The following is a 24,926-nucleotide window of genomic DNA, read 5'->3' as shown; positions in this document are numbered from 1 at the left end:
AATTTCGGCATCACTCGCCTTAAGAGCCTGAGCGAAAGCGATTCCTATGCAATATTACCGGACAAGCCAATTGAATACTGTGTTGCCATGTCAGTTGCGGCGAGGCTTGCGTAGTTGTTTGTGATGTTCTGAGTTAGTTAATCTTGTCACGACCTGAGGCTTTTGGAAGATAAAAGAGAGATGTCGTAATTTGTGTGATTTTAGAGTGTAGTCGTTGTTTAGAAGAGATGGATCTAGTCCACATGGTAGTTTGTGTTGCAAGGTAGCATTTATATGTGACGTGTAGCGGTGACACAATTGCTTTGTAATTGGCATCGAGAAGAAAGGAGTAATATTACAAAAATTGGATTATGGCGGTGTGAGCTAGGTATCGCATAGTTATCGGTAGCCAGCATTTTTGCTAAGGTGAGCCACTGGCTGCTGTCGTGTGTGCTTTAACGAGGTATGGGTTTGCGATGCCGAGTTTTCCTAGCAGTTCTACCTCTAATGTTTGCATTTTTTGTTCATCATCAGAGGTTTCGTGGTCGTAGCCCAATATGTGCAAGATCCCGTGTATCAACATGTGTGCAAAGTGGGCTGAAATATCAACCTCCATCTCATAGGATTCTGACTTTAGGCGCTCAATAGATAAAAACACCTCCCCTAAACATACACCGTGCGACAACGTGTCGTGGTAGCTGAAGGATAAGACGTTTGTAGGCCTGTCAATGTTTCGATACTTCTTATTTAGCTCCCACAAAAGATTGTCGTTGGCTAAAACAACAGAGAGCACTGGCTTATACTGCGCAATTTTTAGTTCCTCTAACGTAAACCCCACGACGGCTTTTGTGGATATTTTTGGCTTGTGTAATAGAGTGTACCACTCTCTGTTGATAACAGTAACTTCTGTAGCCATGGTTAATTATTAGACAGCTCTATTAAGTGAAGCCACTCCTCCTCGGTGACAGGAGCTACCGAAAGCCTCGGCTGCCTCAATATTACCATGTTGCACAATTCGGGAGAAGATTTGATTTCTTGCAAGCTTATACTGCGCTTCAAGGGGTAAGCAACTTCCACGTCTACGAGACCGTCCGCCACCGTGCCAGTAGTTTTGGTAATTTTTACAACTCCCTTGATCACCTTTTCTTTGCCTGTATGGTAGAAGAATGCAAGGTCACCTACGGATGCCATTCTGAGGTAAGACAATGCTTGAGGGTTTTTCACCCCGTCCCACGGTGTGACGCGAAGCCGCAACATATCGTCCCAAGCAAAATCACCCGGCTCAGTTTTAAGGAGCCAAAACCGCTTCACACTCACTATTTTTTTCTAAGAAATGCAGGAACATCGAAAGACTTGCTGCTCCAATTTATTGTGCCATGCGCACCGGAGCTCCCAGAATATGGATCATAACCCCCAACGTCTTCTCTCGCAGAAGCACTCGCCCTACCAAAAACGCCAGGGTTGGTATAGTCCACAGTCTTTGACCCAGAGCTACCACCATCTGCATCCACATTTTTTGCTGTGCCACCACGCACGCCGGTGTGGACAAAATGAGCACTATCTATTCCTGTAGCAAGGACTGAGACCCTTACAACGCCGCTGCTACTTTCATCAAAAGTAGACCCAAAGATTATATTTGCGTTGTCATCCACCTCTTCCCTAATTCTGTTCGCCGCAGCGTCTACTTCAAACAGGGTCATGTCAGACCCGCCTGTGATATTGATTAATATTCCACGCGCACCCTTCATGGAGATGTTATCTAGTAGCGGGTTAGAAATAGCGGCTTCTGCAGCAGCTACGGCTCTATTTTCTCCCTCAGCCTCGCCCGTACCCATCATAGCTTTACCCATCTCGCTCATCACAACCTTAACATCAGCGAAGTCAAGGTTGATCAGCCCAGGCATGACCATTAAGTCAGTTATGCCACGCACCCCGGTGTGTAGCACGGTGTCTGCAAGCTTAAACGCGTCGGCAAAGGTGGTGCCCTCGGTTGCTATCCGGAACAAGTTTTGATTAGGGATGACAATAAGAGTATCAACATACTTTTGTAGCTCTTCCAAACCCTGCTCCGCGGTTCTCATCCTATGAGCCCCCTCGAAGTGGAACGGCCGAGTTACAACGCCAACGGTCAGAATTTTACTATCCTTTGCGGCCTTAGCAATGACAGGAGCCGCGCCGGTACCTGTTCCACCACCCATCCCGGCGGTGATGAATAACATGTTACTGTCGGCTATCTCACCGATTATTTCTTCTATGGATTCCTCAGCAGCACCACGACCAACCTCAGGCAATGAGCCAGCGCCCAAACCCCTTGTTAGATTCATGCCAAGTTGGATTTTTTTCTCTGCTAAAGAGCAATCTAACGCCTGCGCGTCAGTGTTAGCCACCACAAAGTTGACGCCCTGCAGACAGGACTGTATCATGTTGTTTACAGCATTTCCACCAGCGCCACCAACGCCGAGTACAGTTATTCGCGGTCTTATCACGGACTGATCCGGTAGGTAAACGTGCAGCGACATCAACGTGCAAAAAAGTATGCCAACCTGAAGGGTACTACTTTCAGGTATCAATGTAAATACTTTAAGTTCATCAGGGGTATAGGTGTTTACCAATGGTAACGATTTTTAAGTTTTAGTGAGAAGTTTGCGGCTATTGGTTAATAACCAATTACGAGCCGTGTGTAGAAATGAGATGAAGGTACGTACTTTTGCCATTGTATAGGTGGGCGCACAGCAAGCTTGGGTTGGTCATTAGAGTATTGCCTTTACCGGGTAGGTTGTATAAATGGCAGGTCTTGTAGGTCAGTCTGCTTATTTCCGTTCTGTCTTGACTCTCGTATTTCAAACGTACCCGGAATACTTCTGCATGAGCACATATGTGGAAAATATTATGGATATAAACTCAAGATGAGTGGTAAAAAATGTTTCACCACTCCGGAAGTCAGGCAATCCTGCATTTAAAATGTGCTCTAGCTCAAAGCAATTTTATTGCACCAAAGTGCTTACCCCACGGTAAATAATCATAAATAATTGCTAAAGCAATATACTACACATTCGACCATGTACGAGGCGTGCCGCTATTACTTTGATTCAGAGTTGCGCTTCAGAGCATAGGTTCTTAACGCTGTAGCAGATAGCTTGGCCGAAGGGTAGTGTTCAACTACCCCCAGCTTGAGTACCAGTCCTGGTTTTACTTTGCGATAAAGTGGTTTTTCATTGCAAAGGTTAGTGCAGTAAGATCGAAGAGGTTTTTTAAATCATGTTTTATTAGCGTTCTGGTTTTATTTCAGAATTTCGCTGCGTTATTCCAGGCCTCAACCTTGTGGTACGATGCGCGATTTGTCGCCACGCACGGGGATTTTAGTTGTTTGAGATTCGGAATAAATGCTCTCAACATAGATTTCCATGTTTAAGTAACAGTGCACGTGGGTCATGAAGCAATGCAGTTTACCAAAAACAGAGGACCATCTCCACGAGTACTGCATCCCGTAGCACAGAGGTTTTACAACAGTAGATAGCTGAGCTGCATGTGTATAAACGGCACGTAGGAAGTAATGCAAAGGGTGCAGAACTCTAAGTGTAGGATCTGGCGTCGATAATGCCTGTACTTCTCTATTTTGTTACGGACTTTCCGGCACCTAGTACGTATTAGTCGCGGTTATATATTGGTGTCAACTGGGTGATCTATAAGGAGTGGTATTTTTAGGTTTTTTCCAGTACTATATCGATTAATCCCATGGATAGTGTCCCTAGATATAAGACAAGTTGCAGCACGTTTTACGATCGCGTGTATTATTTTGGTTAGGAATTGTTACTGATGACGGTTGCACAACAAACGTGGATTCTGGGCTAGAATGGATGTTTTTATTATGCTGATCAAAATCTACATGAAGCGTGGCTAAAAGAGAATTTTGTTTTTATGGAGGACGTGGCAATTGTTGTTGCATATTCCAGCATTTCATAAAGAACTGCGCAATATATTATAGGCGCCATAGACCGGATTATAGCCAGAACATTCACGTAAAATGTGTTGGATGGTTCATGAAGTTTCCTATTTTCCATTAGCCCTTAATTAACATTTATTCCTTAAAAGGCTGTTCTGCAACGCGTGGGTTACGGGAGGTGTGAATCTATGTAGCGGCACATGTTATGCAAGCTAATTAAGGTGGTAAATTTATGAAATTGATAGAGAAGGTAATGAGGCAGAAAAGTGTCGCAGAGGTAGTAGTTTTCTTTATGGTTTTGTTTGTACCATTTCAGGCTTTTTCTTATAGCGCTACTTACAACGCACAACAAAAGGACGTCAAATCGAGTAATCGTTTGTATTTTAGTGGGGCGTACAGGAGTAGTTTTCCAAATTTTGGAAGTCTGGAAGTGGAAGAAAGTAGTACCTATGTGCCAAACAAAGGAACAGTCCAAAAAATGAGCATGAAAGGTGGAGTTATTGTTGACATCAATGACCCGCACTCATTCGGCCCGTACAGGGAGGCCCTCTACGAAAATAACTATTATGGGTATGCAGGAAGTATTGGATACTCGATAGGCGCTTTCAGGATAGAACTTGAGGGTGTGCGAAACGAGTTTAAAGTGCGTGGAAGCAGTGGTTCCATACATGAGGATGATCCTTCTTACATAGCGTTGGTTAGGTCTGAATACGTATCAAAAGCAAACTACGTGGTTGTGAAGAATAAAAAGGTTGCAGTATCATCTGTTGTTTTTAACGTTTGTTACGACATAAAAGCCAAAGCCGACCCGATAGTTTCCTACTTATGTTTTGGTGTTAGCGGAAATGCGATAGACATACTTGAAACTAGGAAGATGTCGCATGGTTACTACGGGAAAATGGGTGTTGGGGTAGTTGTTACAGATGATGTAGTTCTGTCTGTTGGCGGTTATTATCACATGATACACAACAATAATTTCCACGGAATAAAAGTTATGGTACCAAGCGCTGCAGCAATGCAACCGCTGCCTAACACTGCCCATGCTAAGATGAGTATTGCATACCTTGGTGGGGAAGTAAGTCTCCGGTACTCGTTCTAAGCCTATATTGCTGTGTTGTGTTTCATACATGGTATAGAAAGACCTTATTGAGGTAGAAATTTCTTAAGAGGTGATTAAGAGGTGATACTAGACTGCGACTATGCTTGAAAGAGATTTACGTTAAGTGCTTGACTTGTGGCACGCACGCGCTACAATTGCCGCCTGGAAGTTTCTTTAGCAGAGAATCTCTTATGAGTTTTGTGAGGTTTGTTGTTACAGCTTTTTGTTCCTTCTTCTGTTTTTTCCCTCTTACTGCGTTTTCGTGTGGGAGTTCATGCCCTGAGAGTGGATTTCAGGAGGTAGGTTTGTATGTTGGGGGCATGTACAAACCTGCTTCTCCCGCGTTCAGTGATCTCACTCTTGGTAATTCTTTTGATGCAGCGGTGAGCGTGTCTCCGTTGAGGAGATTTGCTTCTGATTCCAACAATAGGATTGATGAAAGCGCTAGCGTGGGTGATGACCTCTTTGATAGGCGGGCTGTTTTGGCGGATTCTGGTAGTTACAAGAATAGTCCAATAGGTCATGCTGCAACTATTGGTTATGCCCGTGGTGGCGTAAGGGCGGAGCTAGAGCTGCTGCGTGAGCGGTTCGACGTAGGTCGGGGTTATTTTAGCCCGCAGGAAGGGGATGCGTACAGGTACAGGCTTGCGCGTGTGAGTCCTGAAGCTGATGCTGCTAACAGAGGGTATGTGCTCTTTCTCAGAAACGATGGGATGTATCTTTCGTCTGGTAACGCGACGATGTGTAAGGACTTTGAAGTCGGGCGCCCGATCAAGCCGTATGTTTGTGCAGGCTTTGGTGTTGAGGGTGTAAATACACATGAGTCTTATGCGTACACTTTGGCATATCAGGTGAAGGGAGGTGTGAGCTGGAGGCTTCGTGATAACGTTACCGGGTTCTGTGGCTTCTATTATCGGTCCCTTGGAGGTAGTGGCAATATTTCCGTTGCTGCTAGGCAGGGTACCGTGATCGTGGGCAGTAACGTTGACGATAAACAGCATAAGGTTGTCCCGTTGGATCCGATTCTGCACATGGACATAGCGTACTACGGTATAGAGGTAGGTTTCCGTGTCTCTGTATATGGCTTGACTGCGGGCCGTAGGTAGGTGCCGTTGTCGAAGGTTGTTTGCGTGAGTGGGTTCGTGTAGCTCTTTGTTGTACGTTGGTGTAGGTTCGCATGCCGTTTCCAGATCTTAGGGGGTACTTGAAGCATCTGGAAGCTGCGGGTGAACTGGTGCGCGTGCACGAGGAGGTGTCTTCTGAGTTGGAGATTACCGAAATACATCGTAGACTGCTAGAGTCGGGCGGACCTGCCGCCATCTTTGAGAACGTTGTGAATAGGCATGGGCTGTGCGATATTCCAGTTCTCGTTAACTTGTACGGTACGGTAGCCAGGGTTTCCCAAAGCCTGGGGGTGGAGCCTTCGGGGCTCCGGGACATAGGTCGTCTTTTGGCCTTTTTGCGAACCCCTACGCCGCCTGCCTCGTTTAGGGATTTGCTAGACATGTTTCCGGTGTTGAGAAATGTGTTGTCTGCTAGGGCTGTTACGGTAAGAAATGCAAAGTGTCAGGAGATCGTAATAGAAGAGGGGGATGTAGATTTACGCAAGCTCCCTATTCAGACTTGTTGGCCAGGTGAGCCAGGGCCGCTTATTACGTGGCCAATTGTGGTAACTAGAGGTCCATCCGATAACCGCGAGGACGGTTACAACCTTGGTGTGTATCGGATGCAGGTGGTAGATGAAAAAAGCACGATAATGAGGTGGCTGCGTCACCGTGGTGGCGCTCAGCAGTATTATCGGTGGGTGAAGGAAGGAAGGGGCGACTTTCCGGTGGCGGTGGTTATAGGTACTGATCCTGCTACAACGCTGGCAGCGGTGGCACCGGTACCCGATACGGTGTCAGAGTACCAGTTTGCTGGTATTCTGAGGAAGAGGCCTACAGAGCTCGTTGATTGTGTCACAGTTCCCTTGAAGGTTCCTGCTAATGCAGAAATTGTCTTAGAGGGGTATGTAAGCGAAAGTATCTTTCTAGACGAAGGTCCATATGGTGACCATACGGGCTACTATAATAGTGTAGAGAAATTTCCGAAGTTTACTATAAAAGCCATTACCATGAGGAAATCACCGATCTACATGAGCACGTACACGGGTCGGCCGCCTGATGAATGCTCAGTATTGGGTGAGGTTATGAATGAGTTGGTTATCCCGCTAGTCGTGTCACAATATCCGGAGGTAGTTGACTTTTGGCTCCCGCCTGAGGGATGTTCATATAGAGTGGCGTTAGTGTCGATAAAAAAGGCGTATCCAGGCCATGCAAAGCGGATCATAATGGGGATTTTGTCTTTCCTTCGCCAATTCACATACGTAAAGTTTGTGATCGTAGTCGATGATGACATAAATGTGCGTGATTGGAAGGATGTGATATGGGCGATGGCAACCAGGATGGATCCCTCGCGGGACACAGTGTTTATAGAGAACACTCCTATGGACTACCTAGATTTTGCATCAGCAGAATCCGGGTTGTGTAGCAAGGCAGGTTTTGACGCGACGAACAAAATGCCTCCTGAGACCCGACGTGAGTGGGGAATCCCTATAAAGATGAGTGACGATATTATAAATAAAGTGACGTCTAAATGGTCACAGTATGGGTTCGAAAGCTAGTATGCAGCCCTCATGCACGATGTGACGTGATGGTGCGTTAGTATGGTACTGACGGTTATGCCGTGTATTATGTTGAACAAGAAATTGGGTTCGCGTTGCTCGGGGCATTGAGTGTAACAAAGCACTAGCTGAAGGCTATATCTTAATTTTATGAAATTTCCATCTCTTAAAGACTTTTTTAAGTATAATGCACGATTCTCAAGCAAATATTATGGAAGTAATACGGATATTTCAGTTAAAAGGTGGGATTCAAAGGAGAGGGGAATTTATGGTTAAGCCTTTAGGTGTGGGAGTCGTGGCTTTGTCTATGTTGTGTAGTATGGTGGCGACTACATCGCATGCATCCTATAATGCAGCGGGGGCGGACAGGTTTTACGTAAGCTTAGGGTATGGCCCCACTATCAGCGGAATAAGAAATTTTAAGGTAGGAGTTAATGGAACAACAGAATGGATTTTTCCGTATCATGTGAAAGTGCGTTCTCCAGAATTGCATTCAGAGAATTTTCACTGGAGTGCTGATAGTTATCCACAGTTCCTATTTAAGAAAAACAGTTATGGGTTTAAAGGCAGTGCGGGATACTTGCTGCCACGTCTAAGGATGGAAGTTGAAATATCGCACGAAAAGACGGATATAGTACCGTCAGGGAGGCAAAAGAAACTGCGCGGTGGCGGCATACCATTTGTTTTTGGCAAGAAATACACGGTTTATGCGCTGCGTAACAGCAGTAATCTCTTAAAGATGATAGATGAATATGCTCATGCTGACTTTACAAGGGTAGCGGCATACCTTAGGGCAACACCGGAAAGTAAGGTAATACGAGACGTAAACACGATAGTGCAAAGTTTTCAAGAACTCGCAGATACAGATCCTGCGCTATCTATAATAGCTGACAACCAAGCGCGCCAAGCCATCAGGGCCAGAGCATCATATGAGATAAAGCACGTTGCATCAAATTTGGCAGCAACAAAAAGCAATATATTGGTAAGGGCGATTTCTATGGGATTGGAAGGGGGAGAAGTCCTGGAGCTCAATGCCATAAAAAACACGTCACTTACAACGAATCTGTGTTATGACTTTCCGCAGGTAAAGGGCATAAAGTTTAGACTGTCTCCGTATACATGTGCTGGGATTGGAGGCAGCATGATTGGCATCACAGATGGACATGCGAATGCACAATTGTCGTATAAATTCAAATTCGGTCTAAGTGCGAACATAAGGAATAACTGTACGGCCTATCTTGGTGTAATGTACCAACAGGTGATAGGCAAAGAATACGATGACATACCTTTGAAGCGCTTGGTAGATGACGTTAGTCCATACAATAGATCAAGCGACACAGCAACGGCAACATTTGGCCTTAACTACGTCAGTCTAGAGATAGGTAGCAGAGTTTCGTTCTGAGAGAAATGTATCATGAGATCTCATGATCCGAATATACCAGAGGGTATAAAGAATATGTACCCGTGCGGAAAAGTAGCATAGGAGAAAGCCCATATACATATGGGCTTTCATCGCAGAAATCAGCGTTCTGAGGATTATACGGGCGCCGATGCTGTAGGGCCTGCGGGCCCGGGTACCATGTTCTGTGCAGACTATGGAAGCAGCTTAGAGAAGTCCTACCACGAAAGATCATGGGTGTTTCAAAGAGCGGCTACTGAGCTGATCCGCAGCTTGTTTAGGTGGGTGCGTAATGAACTGGTAGAAAAGATCACAGGACAAAAATTTCAGTGTCGCATTCCCTCTCCTTCGGGCAAGTTATCAAGGTGTTCCGTGCTTCCACTGCCCGAAGCTTTCTGTGGTATGCGCCTGCGTTTGATTTGAGTTCAGAGTATTAAGCCAAGTTCCATGCACATATGGGACGCCTACTTCAGTAGACCTCTTTGAATACTGCCTATGAAAGGGATTGTAGATACGAAAATGGAGGAGTAGGTACCCACAACTATTCCGAAGAAAGCTATAATTCCTAAATCTCTTACAGCCCCCTCACATAGGAGAATAAGCGGCAGCGCCGCTAGAAGAGTGGTACCTGAAGTGAGAAGAGTGCGGGTGAGAGTCGAATTTATGCCCAGGTTTACTATACTAGACACATCTTTTACCTCAGAATTTCTCATTAGCTCCCTGACTCTGTCATAGATCACAACCGAATCATTCACAGAGTACCCTATGATCATAAGAATAGCAGCCATGACTGGCAAACTGAACTCGAGCCCTGTAGCACTTATCATTCCCATAGTAACGATCACGTCATGCATCAAAGCTGCAACGCCTCCGACAGCAAATTGCCACCGGAATCTTACGCAAAGATATAAAAACATACTCACTAGGGCACACCCCACAGCTATGAGGCCTTCACGGACTTGAGCCATACCTACTTGAGCTCCCACATAGTCCAAGCGCTTGTAGTTTATCTCACCAAGGCCGTTTAGAGCACTCTTTACTGCATGCATAGATGCCTGTCCTCCGGCCGCGCCTTCGCCCCGGAAGATAACCATATACTCGCTATTGCTGGTGCCCATACTTTGAACTGAGATGCCCTCCAGACCTATTCCGGACAAAGAGTCCTTTACACGCTCTGCATCAACACCTTTATCTTGAAACTGGAAATTTACAACGATACCCCCAGTGAAGTCTGTACCCAATACCAGGCCCTTAAAGCAGATGAGAGCTATGGAGCCTACTGTCAGTAGTATACTAAGCGCCTGTGCTACCTTACCCCACCTGACAAAATCAAAGCTGCTTCCTTCGGGTATTAGTCTGTGTATCACTGCCAGTCTATTGTTCAGTTTCCCTCGCAGAATAGGGCTTTTAGTATCCCCTTTCAAGTAATATTGATGTTTCTGCGCGACTAACACGTTAGTTATGGTCCTGGAAAACTTGTAATATGTTTCAGCTATCCACAGTGCACCTTGTTGCTGAAAATGTCGGGACGTTCAAGAAACTTCGTTGGCTACATCGGAGAACTGATAGTGATGTTTCTGCTGAAAGTACGCTTCAAGAAAATACTGTTCCATAGATACAGTACACCCGTGGGAGAGGTGGACATAATAGCGCTTCAAGGGCGTTCTATAACATTCATAGAGGTGAAAACTAGCATCGCATGGAGGTCTAATTGTGGTTTCCGTCTCAGCTACAAGCAGCGCAGAGCAGTAGTTTACTCAGCAAAGTATTTCCTTTCTAGGCATCCACAATATACGGACTATCAAATAAGTTTCGAACTCTATAGTGTGACAGCCAGACACGGAATTGTTTCCATAAAAAACGCATGGGATGAGACCTCTTAGTGTAGAGGCACCAGAGGCGCAGTGTGTGCATTTTTGTACTGTTGCCACATTTCTGTACCGAAGGGGCTTAGCGATTTTCCCGTGCTATGCGTGTAGACTCGAAGTACGCGTAACTTTTACCGGCGGGAACGGAAAACCTTTTGAATACTTCAGATAATCCCTGCACTAGATGACTGATCATCTCATCGGTATGGCACGGAGTAGGAGTGATGCGGAGACGTTCAGTACCAAGGGGTACTGTGGGATAGTTGATACACTGAATGTAAATTTTATGGTCACGCAGGAGCGCTTGTGAGACCTCTTTGCACATTGTGGCATCACCGATAATTATCGGAATAATATGAGTATCAGTCATCACAAACTCTATACCAGCCTGCAATAAAGCCCTCTTTACTTTCGACAAAACTTCTCGATGTTTTTCTCTCTCAACACTGCTGTTTTTCAAATGCTCAACGCTGGCACGTGCTGATGCTGCTATCATTGGGGATACAGCTGTTGTGAAGATAAAACCGGGCGCAAAACTGCGTACAACGTCAACAAGGCTTTGAGAGGCTGCTATATACCCGCCCATAACCCCAAAAGCTTTAGACAAGGTCCCCTGTATGACAGAAATCCGGTCGGTAAGGCCTTCCATTTCCGATATACCACCGCCACGAGCACCATACAAACCAACAGCATGAACTTCGTCCAGGTAAGTAACTGCGTTATATTTGCTGGCTAAATCACATATTTCTCTGATTGGAGCAATATCGCCATCCATGGAATATAGTGACTCGAATAATATAATTTTAGGGCAAGTCCCAGCCGCCTTTAGCAGGCTTTCTAGATGGTCGACGTCGTTGTGCCTGAAAATATGTTTTACCCGGTTTCCCGAGCGGATGCCCTCTATCATTGAAGAGTGATTTTTTTCATCCGAGAAAACAACAACGTCGGGTATAGTGGCAAGAATCGTGCTTATACTAGTTTGGTTAGCAACGTAACCGCACACGAACGTTAGAGCAGCCGGCTTGTTGTGGAGGTCTGCGAGTGAACGTTCTAACTCAATCACTTCTTGTGTTGTTCCTGAGATATTTCTTGTACCTCCGGCCCCAACATTAACGTTTAAATCGCGTGCTGCGGACAAAACGCTCTCGTTCTGGCTCATCCCAAGATAGTCGTTGCTGCACCAGAGTGTTACAACGCTTTCAGTCTGGCACTCAACCGCATATGGAAACTTACCTGGGATACGGCGAAACCCAGTGAACTCCCTATACCTACCCTCTTCCTTAATGCCCCTTATCTTTTCAAGGAACACCTTCTCATAGTCTATCATAGGAAACAACTCGGAACTTTGTTATAAGTACGCCGCCATACGCAAAATACAAGGTCAAACCCGGCTGAGCGGACTATAGTACCAGGATACGCGATTTGCCATGGAATTGTAAATTATATTTACCGAAACGCACAAAAATCGAAGTTCTAAGCTAACTATTATACTAAGAACCTCTCAGTGCAGTCTACCAACCCTTAAGATAATTTCAGCTCTCCAGCACGATCTTAGCCCGACGCTTTTTGCCACAGAAAACTGTTATGTATCCGCCATTTTTATCAAAATCCGCAGCATCAACGGTGGCCTTTTCATCTTGCATGGTAACGCCATTAACCTTGCAGCCTCCACCAGCAATTAGTCTTCTGCCCGCACTTATGCTTTCTTCTAACCCTGCCATATGCAACAGTTTTGCGAATGTTACTCCGTCGGTAAGAAGGTCTCTCTGCACCGAAACACGCTGCAGCTCATCATCATCTCCGTGTTCAAAAACACTTTTTGCCTGCAGCTCTGCCTGTTGTGCCGCAATACTACCATGACAAATTCTAGTAGCCTCGGTAGCCAAAATTTTCTTGGCTTCGTTAATGCACTCACCAGGGCGCGAAGTAAGAAGCTCGACCTCACTTATAGGAAGCTCTGTGAATAACCGCAGCAACGTTGCCACCTCCTTATCAGGGACATTGCGAAAGTACTGCCAATAATCGTATGCGCTATACAAATCACTATCCAACCATATGGCCCCATCAGCGGTCTTTCCCATTTTAGCTCCTGCACTGTTCAGGAGCAGTGGCGTTGTTAAGCCGTATAACTGTTTGCAGCCCATTTTTCTCGCAAGGTCAATACCGCTAACGATATTACCCCATTGATCTGAACCCCCGATCTGCAAAATACACCCGTATCTTTTATGCAGTTCCACGAAATCGTAGGATTGCAACAGCACGTAATTAAATTCCAAAAAGCTCAGCTGCTGATCACGACTGAGACGACTTTTGACGCTTTCAAGACCAAGCATGACATTGACGGAAAACTTGCTCCCAACTTCACGAAGAAAGTCTAGGTATCCGTAGCTCTCGAGCCATTCTGAGTTGTCTACCACTTGAATGTCGCCTTGCGACGATAGAAACTTTTTAATCACCCGAAGAATACCGGTCTTGTTTTCTGCGATGTCCTCTGATGTTAACATCGCCCGGGCCTTTTCTTTGCCTGATGGGTCGCCAACTTTAGTGGTTGCACCTCCTAGAAGTACTATGGGTTTGTGTCCGAACCTCTGCAAATATCGAAGCACCATTATCTGAATTAGACTACCGATGTGCAGACTACGGGCTGTGCAATCAAACCCGATATACGCAGTCACCGGACCATTACGCATGATGCTGTCCAGCATTGATGCATCGGTTAGTTGGTGTAAATACCCCCTGATGTTAAGGGTCTGCAAAAATTCAGACTTGAACTCCGCGCTAGAAGCTATATCAGGCATTCCAAAAGTGACCACAAAACCTTAAGAGTGGTCCCGGCGCGATTCGAACGCGCGACACAGTGGTTAAAAGCCACCCGCTCTGCCAACTGAGCTACAGGACCATAAAAAGCGCAGCAGGATGGTAACTCTTTTGCGTAGCAAAGTCAAAAATCTTATGAGCTATCAAGCGCGCATTCGTGCGAGGACAATAATGGCATTTACCACTATTGCAATGCATCTTGAGATTTGGTAAGCTCAGCAGGTTTGTTTGCCTTTGAGACTTGAAGTTATGTTCTTATTTACAAAGGATTTGCTGGACTATGTTGAAAAAAACGAAGTGAAGTTCATAGACTGGCGGTTCACTGACTTGGTAGGCAGGTGGCATCACCTTACTCACAGTACTCATTCCCTGGATCCAGGTATATTCACATCGGGGATTTCTTTTGATAGCTCTTCGGTGCCCGGATGGCAGCCAATAGAGTTGTCTGATATGTTGCTTGTGCCTGATATAAGCACGGCTTTCTTGGATCCGTTTACATCGCAGGCAACGTTAACGATTATCTGCAATGTGGTGTGTCCAGGTGATCGCACTGATTATGAACGCGATCCTAGATATACAGCAAGGAAGGCGCAGCACTATTTGGCGTCTATGTCTTTTGCTGACAAGTGCTACATGGGTCCGGAAATCGAGTTTTTCGTCTTTGATCATGTGCGTTTTGCTGCAGACCCACATAGCTCATATTTCAAACTGTCCTCCATGGAGTGTGACTCTAGCTCATCTAAGAAGTTTGGGGCAAACCATGGGTACGGCGTGCCAGTGCGTAGCGGTTATATGTGTCCCACGCCTATGGATTCCTTGCATGATATGCGGTCTGAGATGCTTTCTATGCTGGATGATGTTGGTGTTAGACCATTGTTGCATCACCACGAGGTTGCATCATCACAATGTGAGATCGGCTTCTACCGTGCCGAGTTGGTAGCATGTGCTGATAGTGTTCAGAAGTGCAAGTATGTATTGCGTAGTGTGGCTGGATCCTATGGCAAGAGCATCACGTTTATGCCAAAGCCGGTAATAGATGAGAATGGTAGCGGCATGCACTGTCACCAGTCTTTATGGAAGGGAGACAGTAATGTTTTCGCTGGTGATGGAGGTTCTTTGCTGTCTGAGGTGTGTCAGTACTACATAGGGGGCATTCTTGCGCACGGAAGAGCGTTAAACGCTTTTGCCAACGCTACAACAAATAGCTACAAGCGCCTTGTGCCTAACTTTGAGGCTCCTACGCGTTTAGCGTTCTCACACTGCAACAGGTCTGCTGCGGTGCGGGTGCCATATACCCACAGCGATAGCGCATCTGCAAGGCGTATAGAGACTCGTTTTCCTGATCCGCTGTCCAACCCATATCTGTGCTTTGCTGCTCAGCTGATGGCGGGATTAGATGGCATCAAGAAGAAGATTAAGCCTACTGAGGTTAAAGGAAAGTCTCTATACACGTTAGATGATGCAGAAGCAGGTAAGCTGCAGTCAGTTTGCTTCTCTCTGGACGAGGCTTTAAATGCTCTCGATAAAGACAGAGACTTTTTGCTCGAAGGTGGCGTGTTCACTAACGACATGATAGACACATATATCATGTTGAAAGAGCGGGAAGTGGATGAGGTGCGTATTCACCCACACCCTGTTGAGTTCCGTAATTACTACTCCATGTAGTTGATGGCTGTAGGTGTTTCGTTTAGGAACTAGTCTTTTATAGGGTTCCATTGCGTGCTCAGTGCCCGGTGTTTAGGGACGTTGGTAGTGCATACTGTGTTCTGACATGCCGGGGCTGCGTGCGCGGTTTACTAGTCTATCTTTCAGTAGTTCTCTTCTTGCCTGGAAGGGCTGGTGTGCAGATTGCTGTACTTGGCTGTGTACCCGGCGTATTATTGCGACGTTGTGAAAAGAAGCAGTGAACTGATGCAAGATACGTTTTCGTGTGCGCTCCATGGCCTTAGGCACCTTGTGGCTCACGATGTGGGTGAGGTGGAGAATCTAATCATACGTGGCAGCAATAGTGATGTTAAGTGCATCACGGACATAGTAAGGCACTTGGTGTTGTCTGGAGGCAAGCGTTTGCGTCCTATTATGCTCTTGGTTTCGTGCGGGCTTTTGGGTTGTGCCCACGAAAAAAGAACTACGATAGCCGCAGCTATAGAATTTATACACGGTGCCACGCTGCTCCATGATGACGTAGTGGACCGAAGCGACTTGCGTAGGGGAAAGCCAACCGCAAACAGTATCTGGGGCAATAAAGCCAGTATCTTGGTCGGGGATTACCTGTTTGCGATGGCATTTCAGTGGGTACTATCTTGCAATAGTACAGATCTCCTTTCGGTGTTTTCTGAAGCTTCTAGCACTATAATAAGGGGGGAAATCCAGCAGCTGGTATATAGCAGTGATGCTGACTTATCTCGTGCCAAGTACGTGGAAATCGTATCCTCCAAGACTGCTGCGCTATTTTCTGCAGCATGTGAGGCCGCGGCAGTACTTGCTGATGCGGATTTTGAACAACGTTCTATGCTCCGCAATATAGGTATGAATTTCGGTATAGTATTTCAGATTCTGGACGACATTATGGATTATACTGCCACGGAGAGTACCACAGGCAAAAGAACGTACAACGATCTGAGCAACGGCAAGGTCACTCTACCATTTATAATTACATACGAGTGCGCCAACGATGTGGAGCGCTCAGAGTTGCGTGATGTTTTGTCCCAGAAGAAGGATCTTGATGCGGATATGGTCTTATCCATAATGGCAAAGTATAACGCTATAGGAAAATCTGTGGAGTACGCAAGTGAGTACGTGCAAATTGCTGAGAAAAAGCTAGGCTACTTTTCCGACTCACCGTATAAAAGCAAGCTTTTAGAACTTCTGCACAGCGCTACTGCCAGGAATTTTTAGTGCCTCAACACAGCATTGTGTTCATGATGTGAGAATCAGCTCTCCTTGTCCAGGCCAGTAGCACGATCGTTGTGCTACACGGCTACTGTGTGGTGAGACAGAAAGCTACAATTTGAAGCTCGTTACAGATGGCATTGCTGCTGCACACCACGAGACAGAGCTCATACGCTCAGTGATTGGGTATACACATGCACTAGCGGATACCACTGGTGTTTTGAAAATACTGCACTACTTCTGGACAACACTACTCTGTCTTATGTGTCCACCCGCGCGTCCTGAAATAGTGCAGCAACTCTATCATTCCGGCTATCTTTGCATGCTATGCCTTGGGCATCTCACACGTGAACTGCACTAGCCCGCAAACATACACTAGTTGCCAAAGCAACCCAACAGCTTTTCATACGAGCTACATAACCGAAACTACATAACCACTTCACACGCCAAGAGAATGAGCATTGCGCGACACCCACGTTCCCGCAGCTTCTACCAACTGTGCCCCTATAGGATCCAGACTTATGCTATCAAGAACAGCCGGGTCGTTATCCTGTTGTTGAGACTCATTAAGGCTGGGAGCAGCAGTTGGCGCGACAGTCTTAGCAGTAGTCACCGATGCAGACTCATGAACTTGAGCATGCAAGGTACTGTGGTCTTCTAACAAAGGCAGAGCTTCTCTTATCACGGACAAATACTCATTAACGCACTTAGTAAAGTTGCCACTTAGGCGGGCAATGTCAAGCTCTGTTTCTCGCAATGCTCTGTGTAGATACTCAAAGAGGGCGTAGAAGATCAACGTGAAGATGACTATACCAGCGTTTACCACGCAAGTCCTCATTATCGGATATCCTGAGGTAGCCATTCCCCTCATAAGGAAAAGAATATTCCAACTCAAAAGTGCCAAAGGTGCCACGCAGCATATGATCGCCATTGATACCTTGATCCACCGTTCGTGAGATTCCTTGTTCTTTCTGCACAGCTCGAGAGCAACTCTGGTGGATTCGTATAGCTCGCTTAAGCTCTGATAGGCACGACAGCTACTCTTGCACAAACCACTCAGGGCTCCCAAAAACCCGTTAACAGACTGTGTATAACGGTCATACTTCCACACTAGGCTGTTATCATCGGCACTGTCAGTGCCCAAATTATGCAGGTTTGCGGTGTATGCTGCAGTAATGCCAAGACGCCTTATGTATCCTGGATCATGTAGTACTGCGCGAGCAACGTCAGAAGCAACAATCTGCGCGCCCAAGCGTTTGTGCCTCCTATCGCAATTATCGAAGACCTCTTGAACACGCTGAGCTAAAATGCTGTCGTGCTCGTTCGACACTGCGTCCGCACCGGCACATATCATCCGCGCAGACTTTTTGATATCCAGCAATATCTCAGGAACCATGAAACGTACATATGGTCCTAGAACTCCCTGCGTTACGGATGCACGAATTTTTTCGTCTGCGTATAACAAAAGACACAGAGTTTTTGAGAAGTTATTCCTGAATTCAGATATTTGTGCATGTGTTCCACAGAACATTTCCCTGCGCGTACTGCTAGCTTGCCGTAGGTCGGCAATGTCACCACGTGTAAGTGCTGCACGCATGCTGCGATTTACCTCAGCGAGCCTCTTCATATCTGCGCGGCTGCGCCCTGCCAAAGAATAAAAAAGGGCGTAATAGGGTACGTTGTTTATAAATAGCTCGGCAATCGACATGCCATCGCCGCCCAACCCGGGCAGTTCCCGGAAACCAAGGACCTTTATGACCTCACCCACAGCCTGCCCCGAGCCATAAACTGATGAAGCGGCGTAGTGCATTAGCGTGTTGTTATCGGCATCACACATGACATCCGGATTGTTCCCAGACAGACACAACTTCCCGTGGGCTCTAGCCAGCAACGGTCTTACAATCTCATCTAAAAACTTCTCTTCATGTGTTCCGCCACACATGGATAGGGCATAATGCACTGACTGAGCGCCACGGGCGTCTAACCCATACTCCGAGAACCCCAAGAGAAATCTCCGTACGGGTTCAAGCATTGCGAGCTGCCTTTCGGGATTGCGAGTGCTAAAGAGATACTGCAAAATCAACGCATGCAGGCTACTCTTCCGGTACTCAACGCCATCAAATGTGTATATAACGTTTTCCATTTGTAGGTAGTCAGAAACCCTTGCCTTATGAGCTTCGTGTGCCTCTTCGCCTGATTCCTTGGCGACCTTGCGGGCATCTTCTATTTTACCAGCAACGACGCCTATTCCATCAGCAACAGCCGATACGAGCTCGTTAGGTACGTAACCATCCTTGCAAGCCGTTTCAGATTTTTCTTTCTGGGTGCTTGTGTTAGCGGGTAGAGAACACATGTATCCAGTTTTTTTTAGGACACGCTCAAGCATGCTATCACGGACCGAAAACAACCCAGACAGAACACTGTTGTATAAATTTTCGAAAGCCCTATAAATTGTACTGTACATCATCTGACTTTGGTCCTCCGCAGGAATAAACAGAGCACTAACCAGCAACGAAAGTACTGTGTCTGAGCCACTACGTGCCTCGATAATTTCATCTGCAGACATGAGTAACAGGGGAGACAAGAAAGACCTGTCTTGTCTTGACAGAGCGCCTTCTATGCTCTCAACGGGATTATTGAATGTCATATCTGTAATTCACAAGCGCGCCAAGACGCGCGCAACCCACAACCTTGGCTACCCGACCGCACGCAACCAAGCACTTGCCAGACGTATAACGCAATTACTTAATAAAGCAAGGATTACGAGAGAAGCAACCCAGGTGGGGTTCAGAAACTACCCCGTCCGTTGTATATGTTAGTGAACACACAACAATTGTTACATAAGTACACAGATATTACAACCCCTATATGGTGTCAGCATAGGCGTTTACAGCCATCACGCACACAAAGTGCTTGCCTACATACCCAACCGCATGAATTTTGCAACATAGGGATCTTGACTGCTTTTTATGTTGTCTATTATGTCGCAGGCAATTATTCTGCCTCCCTTGAGCACGGCTATCTTATCCGCAACCCGTAGTGCGCTGCCTATGTCGTGAGTTATAGTAATCACGGTGAGGTTGAATTCTTTGTGGCATCTGGAGATTATCTCTGTAACGACAGATGACATGATTGGATCTAGGCCGGAAGTGGGCTCATCCAGGATTAAGATCTTCGGATTTCCTATTATTGCTCTTGCCAGCGCTACCCTTTTTTTCATGCCTCCGGATAACTCCACGGGGTATAGGTTCATGACGCTGGAATCTAATCCAACAAGCTCCAGGCCCCGCAAGGCAAGCTCCTTCGCATGTTTTTTGTCTAATCGTAGCCGTCTACGAAAATTAAACACGACATTCTCCCATATTGGGAGGCTATCAAACAGTGCGCAGTTTTGGAACAACACGCTGAAGTTTTTAATGCAACAGCCGCCATCTTCACGGATATTTACACCATCTATAGTGACACTGCCTTCTGACGGCACAATGAGGCCCAGAATTGCTTTGGTCAGCACAGACTTACCGCTGCCAGACTCCCCCAAAATCACTAAGGACTCTCCCCAGGGGATATTTAAATCCACACCGTTCAGAACTTCTTTGTTGTTGAAGGAAACGTGTAAGTTCGATATGGAAACAGCATACATGGCGCACTACGCATAAAAAACTGTAATAACATAGTTCAAAAGTATTATCAGCATAGATGCCGATACAGAGGTCTTAGTTGTTGATATACCTACCCCACGGGCCCCAACTTCACAATGATAACCGTTGTAACACCCGACAAGTGAAATTACCAAACCAAAGGCTGTAGCCTTTACAAGCCCTTCTATAACGTCTTTTAACTGCAAAAACGATACTATGCCGTTGACATACTCTCCTTTGGCATAGTTGAGCCCTAATGTGCCTACTACATAGCCTCCAAACACACCAAGTACGTCTGCGTATATGATCAGTACAGGCATTGCCAACACCAAGGCTACAACCCTGGGTGCTATCAAATAGTGGAATGGATCTGTGTCAAGCGTACTCAGAGCGTCTATTTGCTCCGTGATGCGCATAGTACCAATTTCAGCTGTGATAGCGGCTCCTATCCGTCCTGCCACTATGAGCCCTATAAGCACCGGTCCCAGTTCTCTCACAATAGCTACTGTTACTATGCCTGCCATGAAGTTCCCAGCGACTTTTATCCCGCCCACCAAAGAGTCTTGCAAAACTAAAGCACCGCCGGTGAATATAGATGTGACCGCCACTATAGGTAGCGAAAAGAACCACATTTCAAAGAACTGCTTTACTGTTATAAGCAGATAATAGGGGGGCGTAACACTGTGGAGTAGAGCCTTCATGCAAAATATGGATACCCTACCAACAGGAATAAGCAACCCCAAAAAGTACCTGCCTACAGCAGCAAAAACAACGAGGAGTGTGTCCGTACCAAACCTCATCTTCATACTTCAACTTCCATCAAACCGACTTCAAATCTTTCACAAACTTATTCATGTCTGCCGCTGAAAACAGAGCCGTGCCAACGACCAATATGTCGGCACCTGCATCAACTATCGCCTTAGCATTTGCTGAAGAAACTCCCCCATCAACAGCTATCATCGTATTAAGAGAGTTTTGGTCTATCATCTTGCGAATTTGCTCTATCTTTTTCAGCTGAGAATCCAAGAACGCTTGCCCGCCAAACCCCGGATCCACTGACATGACCAAGACCACGTCTAGATCGTGTATTATGTACTCGAGAGCACTGTGATGTGTTTTTGGTACAACGGATACGCCGACCTTTTTTCCATGGAGTTTTATTTGCTGTACTAATCTGCATAGGTGGGTCTCAGACTCTGTGTGAACGGTAACCATGTCCGCTCCAGCATCTACAATGCTCTGCAGGTGATCCCCCGGGTTTCTTACCATAAGGTGCACATCCAGAAACATATTTGTGCATTTGCGGATGCCTGAGATGACTACAGGACCCATAGTCAAGCTCGGTACAAAACATCCATCCATGACGTCTATGTGAAGCCAATCTGCGCCTGCGGTATCAACTTCCAGCACCGATGCCCGTAGGTCGGAAAAGTCAGCCGCCAATACTGAAGCTGAAACAATTGTTCCTTCAGACTTCCTGGGTACGTTGCCGCAGAAAGACGCTGTGTAGAAGTCTTCCTTTTTCGCTAACAAGGTAAAACGCCATCCAACGAGAATTCCGCGCGTATTATACGCCCCAACATCCAGCCTTTCAAGTGACAATAGGTAAAACGAAAAAATTGTACACACGATTTAACTTCTGTATCGCATGCTGTAAAAATCCCACAAAACTTATTAAAGCCTGAGCTTTTCCATTTCCCCCCAGTTGTCACCGACGCTCACATCCACTTCCATGAAGATAGAAAAGTCTACGACGCCTTCCATCACCTCTTTCATCAAACGCGCAGTAGATTCCACATGCTCTTCGGGCACCTCAACTAGTAATTCATCATGAACTTGCAGTACCATTACTCCATGGGGTAGCTGATCCTGTAGCCGGATCATAGCCTTTTTTACCACATCTGCGGCAGTGCCCTGGATAGGCGCATTTATTGCAGCCCGTTCTGCAACTCCCCTTACCGTACGTTGCCTGCTGTTAATTCCATCAATAAAGCATTTTCTACCAAATACCGTATTTGTATACCCATACTTTCTTGCATAAGCTTTTGTGGTTTCCATATAGCGTTTTATCTCGGGATAATAGCGAAAATATTGCTCCACATACTGAGATGCTTCTTTCCTGTTTATCCCTATGTTTTTTGCCAGCCTAAAGGGGCCCATTCCGTATATAATGCCAAAGTTTATGGACTTGGCGCGCCTTCGTAGCTCAGAGTCGATTTCGTAAAACTCACCAAAAATCTGCCGTGCTGTTACACTGTGTATGTCTAAGCCATCAATAAAAGCCTGCCTAAAAGCTTTAACATCAGCAATGTGTGCAAGAATACGCAGCTCCATCTGAGAATAATCTGCTGCTATGAGCTTATGACCCTCACGCGCTATGAATGCTTGTCTAATTTTTTCCCCGTCTTTGCTCCGTATAGGAATGTTTTGTAGATTCGGGTTGCTTGAACTAATTCTGCCTGTTGCGGTGGATATCATGGAATAACACGTATGAACACGCCCGGTGTCTTGATTAACTTGCCGTGTTAGAGCATCCGTATATGTGCTTCTTAGTTTAGTGTAGTGCCTCCATTTCAAGATCTTATCCGCAATCTCAATGCCCTCAAGCGCGCAAGCAGTTAGTACCTCGGCATTGGTGCAATATGAGCCAGATGGCGTCTTGCGGGCTCCACCAATGCGCAGCTTTTCGAACAAGACCTTTCCAAGTTGCTGTGAAGATGCAATGTTGAACCTAACTCCGGCGATCGAGTATATATTCTCTTCCAGCCCCTGTATTGCCAGTGTAAATTCACTTCCCAGCTGGTTCAGTAAATCCACATCGACCCTTATGCCTACCTCCTGCATTTTGTGTATAATGGGTACCAATGGCCTTTCCAGTTCGTAGTAGACTGTGAATAGCTTTGCCGCAAACAACTTCTGCATTATGGTTTTATGAAGGCGGATGAGCATACATGCCGGAGAAATCTGCAGCAATTTTCCCATGTGCCGTTGTGACATTATGTCAAACCCGTGGTCGTGGCTGCTGGCATCAAGACTATAGGACATTATCATGACGTCGTCGTACGTTTTAAGGGTGGGAAAAATGCTCAGCATCGATTTTGCGTCATATACAACTTTTAGCACTGCATCATTCTGCAATAATGGCGTTATTACCTCATGGAGCTTGTATAAGTCGGCTTTTCCTGTCACCTTGAATGAGTTAGTGCCATCGTACGCAACGTATATTGCCTCTATCTCGCCCTGGTCTTGCACTATGTACAATCCCAGTGTTCCAGTGCGAATACATGTTTCTAAGAACTCTTCTATTTTTTCAATTTTGTCTTCATTCTGCACCACAACTGTCTCTTCCTGTTCGGGTGTCACAGAGACTTTGCAATATTTGGCTACTTTGCTTTCCAAAGACGTCAGTTCATACTTGGCTAGAAAGGACATCAGCTTTTCAACGTCTGGGGCCTGTCTTGCGTACTTTTCCAAATCTCCTTCGAGTTTTACGTCGTGACGCAAAGCCACAAGATCCCGCGAAAGGAGTGCATGACCAGCGTACTGGGTAAGCATTTCTCTGCATTTCTTTTGTGCTATTTGGGATGAGGAGCGCAGCACATTGTCCAGAGAGCCAAATTCATTAATCAGTTTGGCAGCGGTTTTTATCCCGATACTAGGCACGCCCGGAATGTTATCTGAAGCGTCTCCAGTTAACGCCATGACGTCCAAAAGTTTTTCCGACGGGACCCCAAATTTTTCAAGCACGTATGTATCGTCGAGAAACCGACTCTTTATCGGATCATAAACCTGTACGTTATCACCCAAAAGCTGTAGCAGGTCTTTATCTGCAGTTAGGATTCTTACAACCACGTCCTTAGATGCATACTTAGAGCTAAGAGTGGCAATGACGTCATCGGCCTCGTAGTTCAGTACCTCTTCACTAGCGATATTGAATGCTGACACTGCTTCACGAAGTGGAGCACACTGTTGAGAGAGCTCCTCGGGCGCTTTGGGACGGTTGGATTTATACTGGGGATATACTTCATGCCGAAAGTTCTTGGATCCAGAGTCGAAAACCACAACCAGGTAATCTGCAGGATGAAAAGCCAGATGCTTAAGAAGGATGTTAATAAATCCGTAGACGCCTCCGACAGGAAAGTCGTACGACGTGCTCAGGCCCGGAAGTGCATAATACGCACGAAAAAGGAACCCATAAGCATCAATTACCACAAAACTCTTTACCATTACGCACTACACACAGGCTAAAGGTGCCAGAGTATGGTAAAACTTAAAACTTTTCCAGCACGAAAATCAAAGCCTTGTAACTGCTGGCAGTGTTCTCCGGTAACACCAGGGCCGTGTGCAGTTCCTTATCCCAGGGCTTTGTATACATATACCTTCAGAATTTAATAATAACATATTGCTACAATTCAAGGCTGTAATCTGTAATTGGTGTTTGAGTACATGCAACACGTAAGCGATAACATAGCAGGTTCTGATGTGAAGCTCCGCAGAACTCGCGAGGCGGCTGCTGAGCCCACTGCCAGGAAAACCGCGGCAGCGGCACGCAAATCAGTGCCTACAAACAATAATAGCGCATCAGCTAAGAAACCTACTAAGAGTCCCCGGGTTCGCGTGAGCTCTGGT

The 24,926-nt window shown here is 46.1% G+C and carries 20 protein-coding genes and 1 tRNA gene; 9 read left to right on the top strand and 12 right to left on the bottom strand.

Annotated elements, in window-relative coordinates; translation table 11 throughout:
- Window positions 1–400: 400 nt before the first annotated feature.
- The 3 genes from ybeY to ftsZ are packed head-to-tail and all read right to left on the bottom strand — an operon-like array spanning window position 401 to window position 2,498.
- A complete protein-coding gene (ybeY, locus tag PGW94_RS02870) occupies window positions 401–895 on the bottom strand; it encodes an rRNA maturation RNase YbeY (protein WP_271758439.1) in 495 nt (164 codons plus the stop codon).
- A 2-nt stretch (window positions 896–897) separates the two neighbouring features.
- Window positions 898–1,296, bottom strand: a complete 399-nt coding sequence (locus PGW94_RS02865) for an EVE domain-containing protein (protein ID WP_271758437.1) — start codon at window positions 1,294–1,296, stop codon at window positions 898–900.
- Window positions 1,296–2,498, bottom strand: coding sequence for a cell division protein FtsZ (gene ftsZ / locus PGW94_RS02860; protein ID WP_271758452.1), 1,203 nt, complete (start codon window positions 2,496–2,498; stop codon window positions 1,296–1,298). Before ftsZ ends, PGW94_RS02865 begins: the two co-directional genes overlap by 1 nt.
- Window positions 2,499–4,154: 1,656 nt before the next feature.
- On the opposite strand from ftsZ, the gene PGW94_RS02855 reads away from it, so the two are divergent.
- The 5 genes from PGW94_RS02855 (at window position 4,155) to PGW94_RS02835 (ending at window position 9,505) form a co-directional block, all read left to right on the top strand.
- Complete coding sequence (locus tag PGW94_RS02855) at window positions 4,155–5,021, top strand: P44/Msp2 family outer membrane protein (protein WP_271758435.1); 867 nt, start codon at window positions 4,155–4,157, stop codon at window positions 5,019–5,021.
- A gap of 191 nt (window positions 5,022–5,212) precedes the next feature.
- Entirely contained in the window at window positions 5,213–6,127 is a 915-nt protein-coding gene (locus PGW94_RS02850; RefSeq protein ID WP_271758433.1) for a P44/Msp2 family outer membrane protein, read from the top strand.
- A gap of 71 nt (window positions 6,128–6,198) precedes the next feature.
- Window positions 6,199–7,683: a UbiD family decarboxylase gene (locus tag PGW94_RS02845; protein WP_271758432.1), complete on the top strand. Its 1,485-nt coding sequence runs from the start codon at window positions 6,199–6,201 to the stop codon at window positions 7,681–7,683.
- Window positions 7,684–7,951: 268 nt separating this feature from the next.
- A complete protein-coding gene (locus PGW94_RS02840; RefSeq protein ID WP_271758430.1) occupies window positions 7,952–9,085 on the top strand; it encodes a P44/Msp2 family outer membrane protein in 1,134 nt (377 codons plus the stop codon).
- A 99-nt stretch (window positions 9,086–9,184) separates the two neighbouring features.
- Complete coding sequence (locus tag PGW94_RS02835; protein WP_271758428.1) at window positions 9,185–9,505, top strand: hypothetical protein; 321 nt, start codon at window positions 9,185–9,187, stop codon at window positions 9,503–9,505.
- Between the two features lie 41 nt (window positions 9,506–9,546).
- On the opposite strand, the gene secF is transcribed toward PGW94_RS02835, so the two are convergent.
- Window positions 9,547–10,506, bottom strand: coding sequence for a protein translocase subunit SecF (gene secF / locus PGW94_RS02830; RefSeq protein ID WP_410519524.1), 960 nt, complete (start codon window positions 10,504–10,506; stop codon window positions 9,547–9,549).
- 96 nt (window positions 10,507–10,602) lie between these two features.
- Between secF and PGW94_RS02825 the strand changes: the two genes are divergently transcribed.
- A complete protein-coding gene (locus PGW94_RS02825) occupies window positions 10,603–10,965 on the top strand; it encodes a YraN family protein (protein WP_271758427.1) in 363 nt (120 codons plus the stop codon).
- Between the two features lie 67 nt (window positions 10,966–11,032).
- Here the strand turns inward: PGW94_RS02825 and hemA are convergent, their stop codons facing one another.
- The 3 genes from hemA to PGW94_RS02810 form a co-directional block, all read right to left on the bottom strand.
- The gene (hemA, locus tag PGW94_RS02820) at window positions 11,033–12,277 is read right to left on the bottom strand and encodes a 5-aminolevulinate synthase (RefSeq protein ID WP_271758425.1); all 1,245 of its coding nucleotides are present in this window, start codon (window positions 12,275–12,277) and stop codon (window positions 11,033–11,035) included.
- A gap of 205 nt (window positions 12,278–12,482) precedes the next feature.
- Window positions 12,483–13,748 (bottom strand): tyrosine--tRNA ligase, encoded by a 1,266-nt coding sequence (gene tyrS, locus PGW94_RS02815; protein ID WP_271758448.1) that lies wholly within the window; start codon window positions 13,746–13,748, stop codon window positions 12,483–12,485.
- 28 nt (window positions 13,749–13,776) lie between these two features.
- A tRNA-Lys gene (locus PGW94_RS02810) sits at window positions 13,777–13,849 on the bottom strand.
- Window positions 13,850–14,016: 167 nt separating this feature from the next.
- Between PGW94_RS02810 and glnA the strand changes: the two genes are divergently transcribed.
- Window positions 14,017–15,432 (top strand): type I glutamate--ammonia ligase, encoded by a 1,416-nt coding sequence (glnA, locus tag PGW94_RS02805; protein ID WP_271758446.1) that lies wholly within the window; start codon window positions 14,017–14,019, stop codon window positions 15,430–15,432.
- A 183-nt stretch (window positions 15,433–15,615) separates the two neighbouring features.
- Entirely contained in the window at window positions 15,616–16,665 is a 1,050-nt protein-coding gene (locus tag PGW94_RS02800; protein ID WP_271758423.1) for a polyprenyl synthetase family protein, read from the top strand.
- Between the two features lie 433 nt (window positions 16,666–17,098).
- Here PGW94_RS02800 and PGW94_RS02795 read toward each other — a convergent pair whose 3' ends face one another.
- The 5 genes from PGW94_RS02795 to polA all read right to left on the bottom strand — a co-directional run bounded on the left by PGW94_RS02795 (window position 17,099) and on the right by polA (window position 24,524).
- Window positions 17,099–19,306, bottom strand: a complete 2,208-nt coding sequence (locus PGW94_RS02795; RefSeq protein WP_271758421.1) for a hypothetical protein — start codon at window positions 19,304–19,306, stop codon at window positions 17,099–17,101.
- 270 nt (window positions 19,307–19,576) lie between these two features.
- Window positions 19,577–20,299 carry an ABC transporter ATP-binding protein gene (locus PGW94_RS02790; RefSeq protein WP_271758419.1) on the bottom strand — a complete coding sequence of 241 codons (723 nt, stop codon included), beginning with the start codon at window positions 20,297–20,299 and terminating at the stop codon, window positions 19,577–19,579.
- A gap of 6 nt (window positions 20,300–20,305) precedes the next feature.
- Window positions 20,306–21,097, bottom strand: a complete 792-nt coding sequence (locus PGW94_RS02785; RefSeq protein ID WP_271758443.1) for an MlaE family ABC transporter permease — start codon at window positions 21,095–21,097, stop codon at window positions 20,306–20,308.
- Between the two features lie 19 nt (window positions 21,098–21,116).
- Entirely contained in the window at window positions 21,117–21,830 is a 714-nt protein-coding gene (gene rpe, locus PGW94_RS02780; protein ID WP_271758441.1) for a ribulose-phosphate 3-epimerase, read from the bottom strand.
- A 141-nt stretch (window positions 21,831–21,971) separates the two neighbouring features.
- Window positions 21,972–24,524 (bottom strand): DNA polymerase I, encoded by a 2,553-nt coding sequence (polA, locus tag PGW94_RS02775; protein ID WP_271758417.1) that lies wholly within the window; start codon window positions 24,522–24,524, stop codon window positions 21,972–21,974.
- A gap of 219 nt (window positions 24,525–24,743) precedes the next feature.
- Between polA and PGW94_RS02770 the strand changes: the two genes are divergently transcribed.
- A partial coding sequence (locus PGW94_RS02770) for a hypothetical protein (RefSeq protein WP_271758415.1) occupies window positions 24,744–24,926 on the top strand: 183 nt, incomplete at its 3' end.

Origin of the sequence: Candidatus Anaplasma sp. TIGMIC (assembly GCF_028204095.1) — a bacterium.
Lineage (GTDB): Bacteria > Pseudomonadota > Alphaproteobacteria > Rickettsiales > Anaplasmataceae > Anaplasma.
This window is presented reverse-complemented; position numbering and strand designations above follow the sequence as displayed.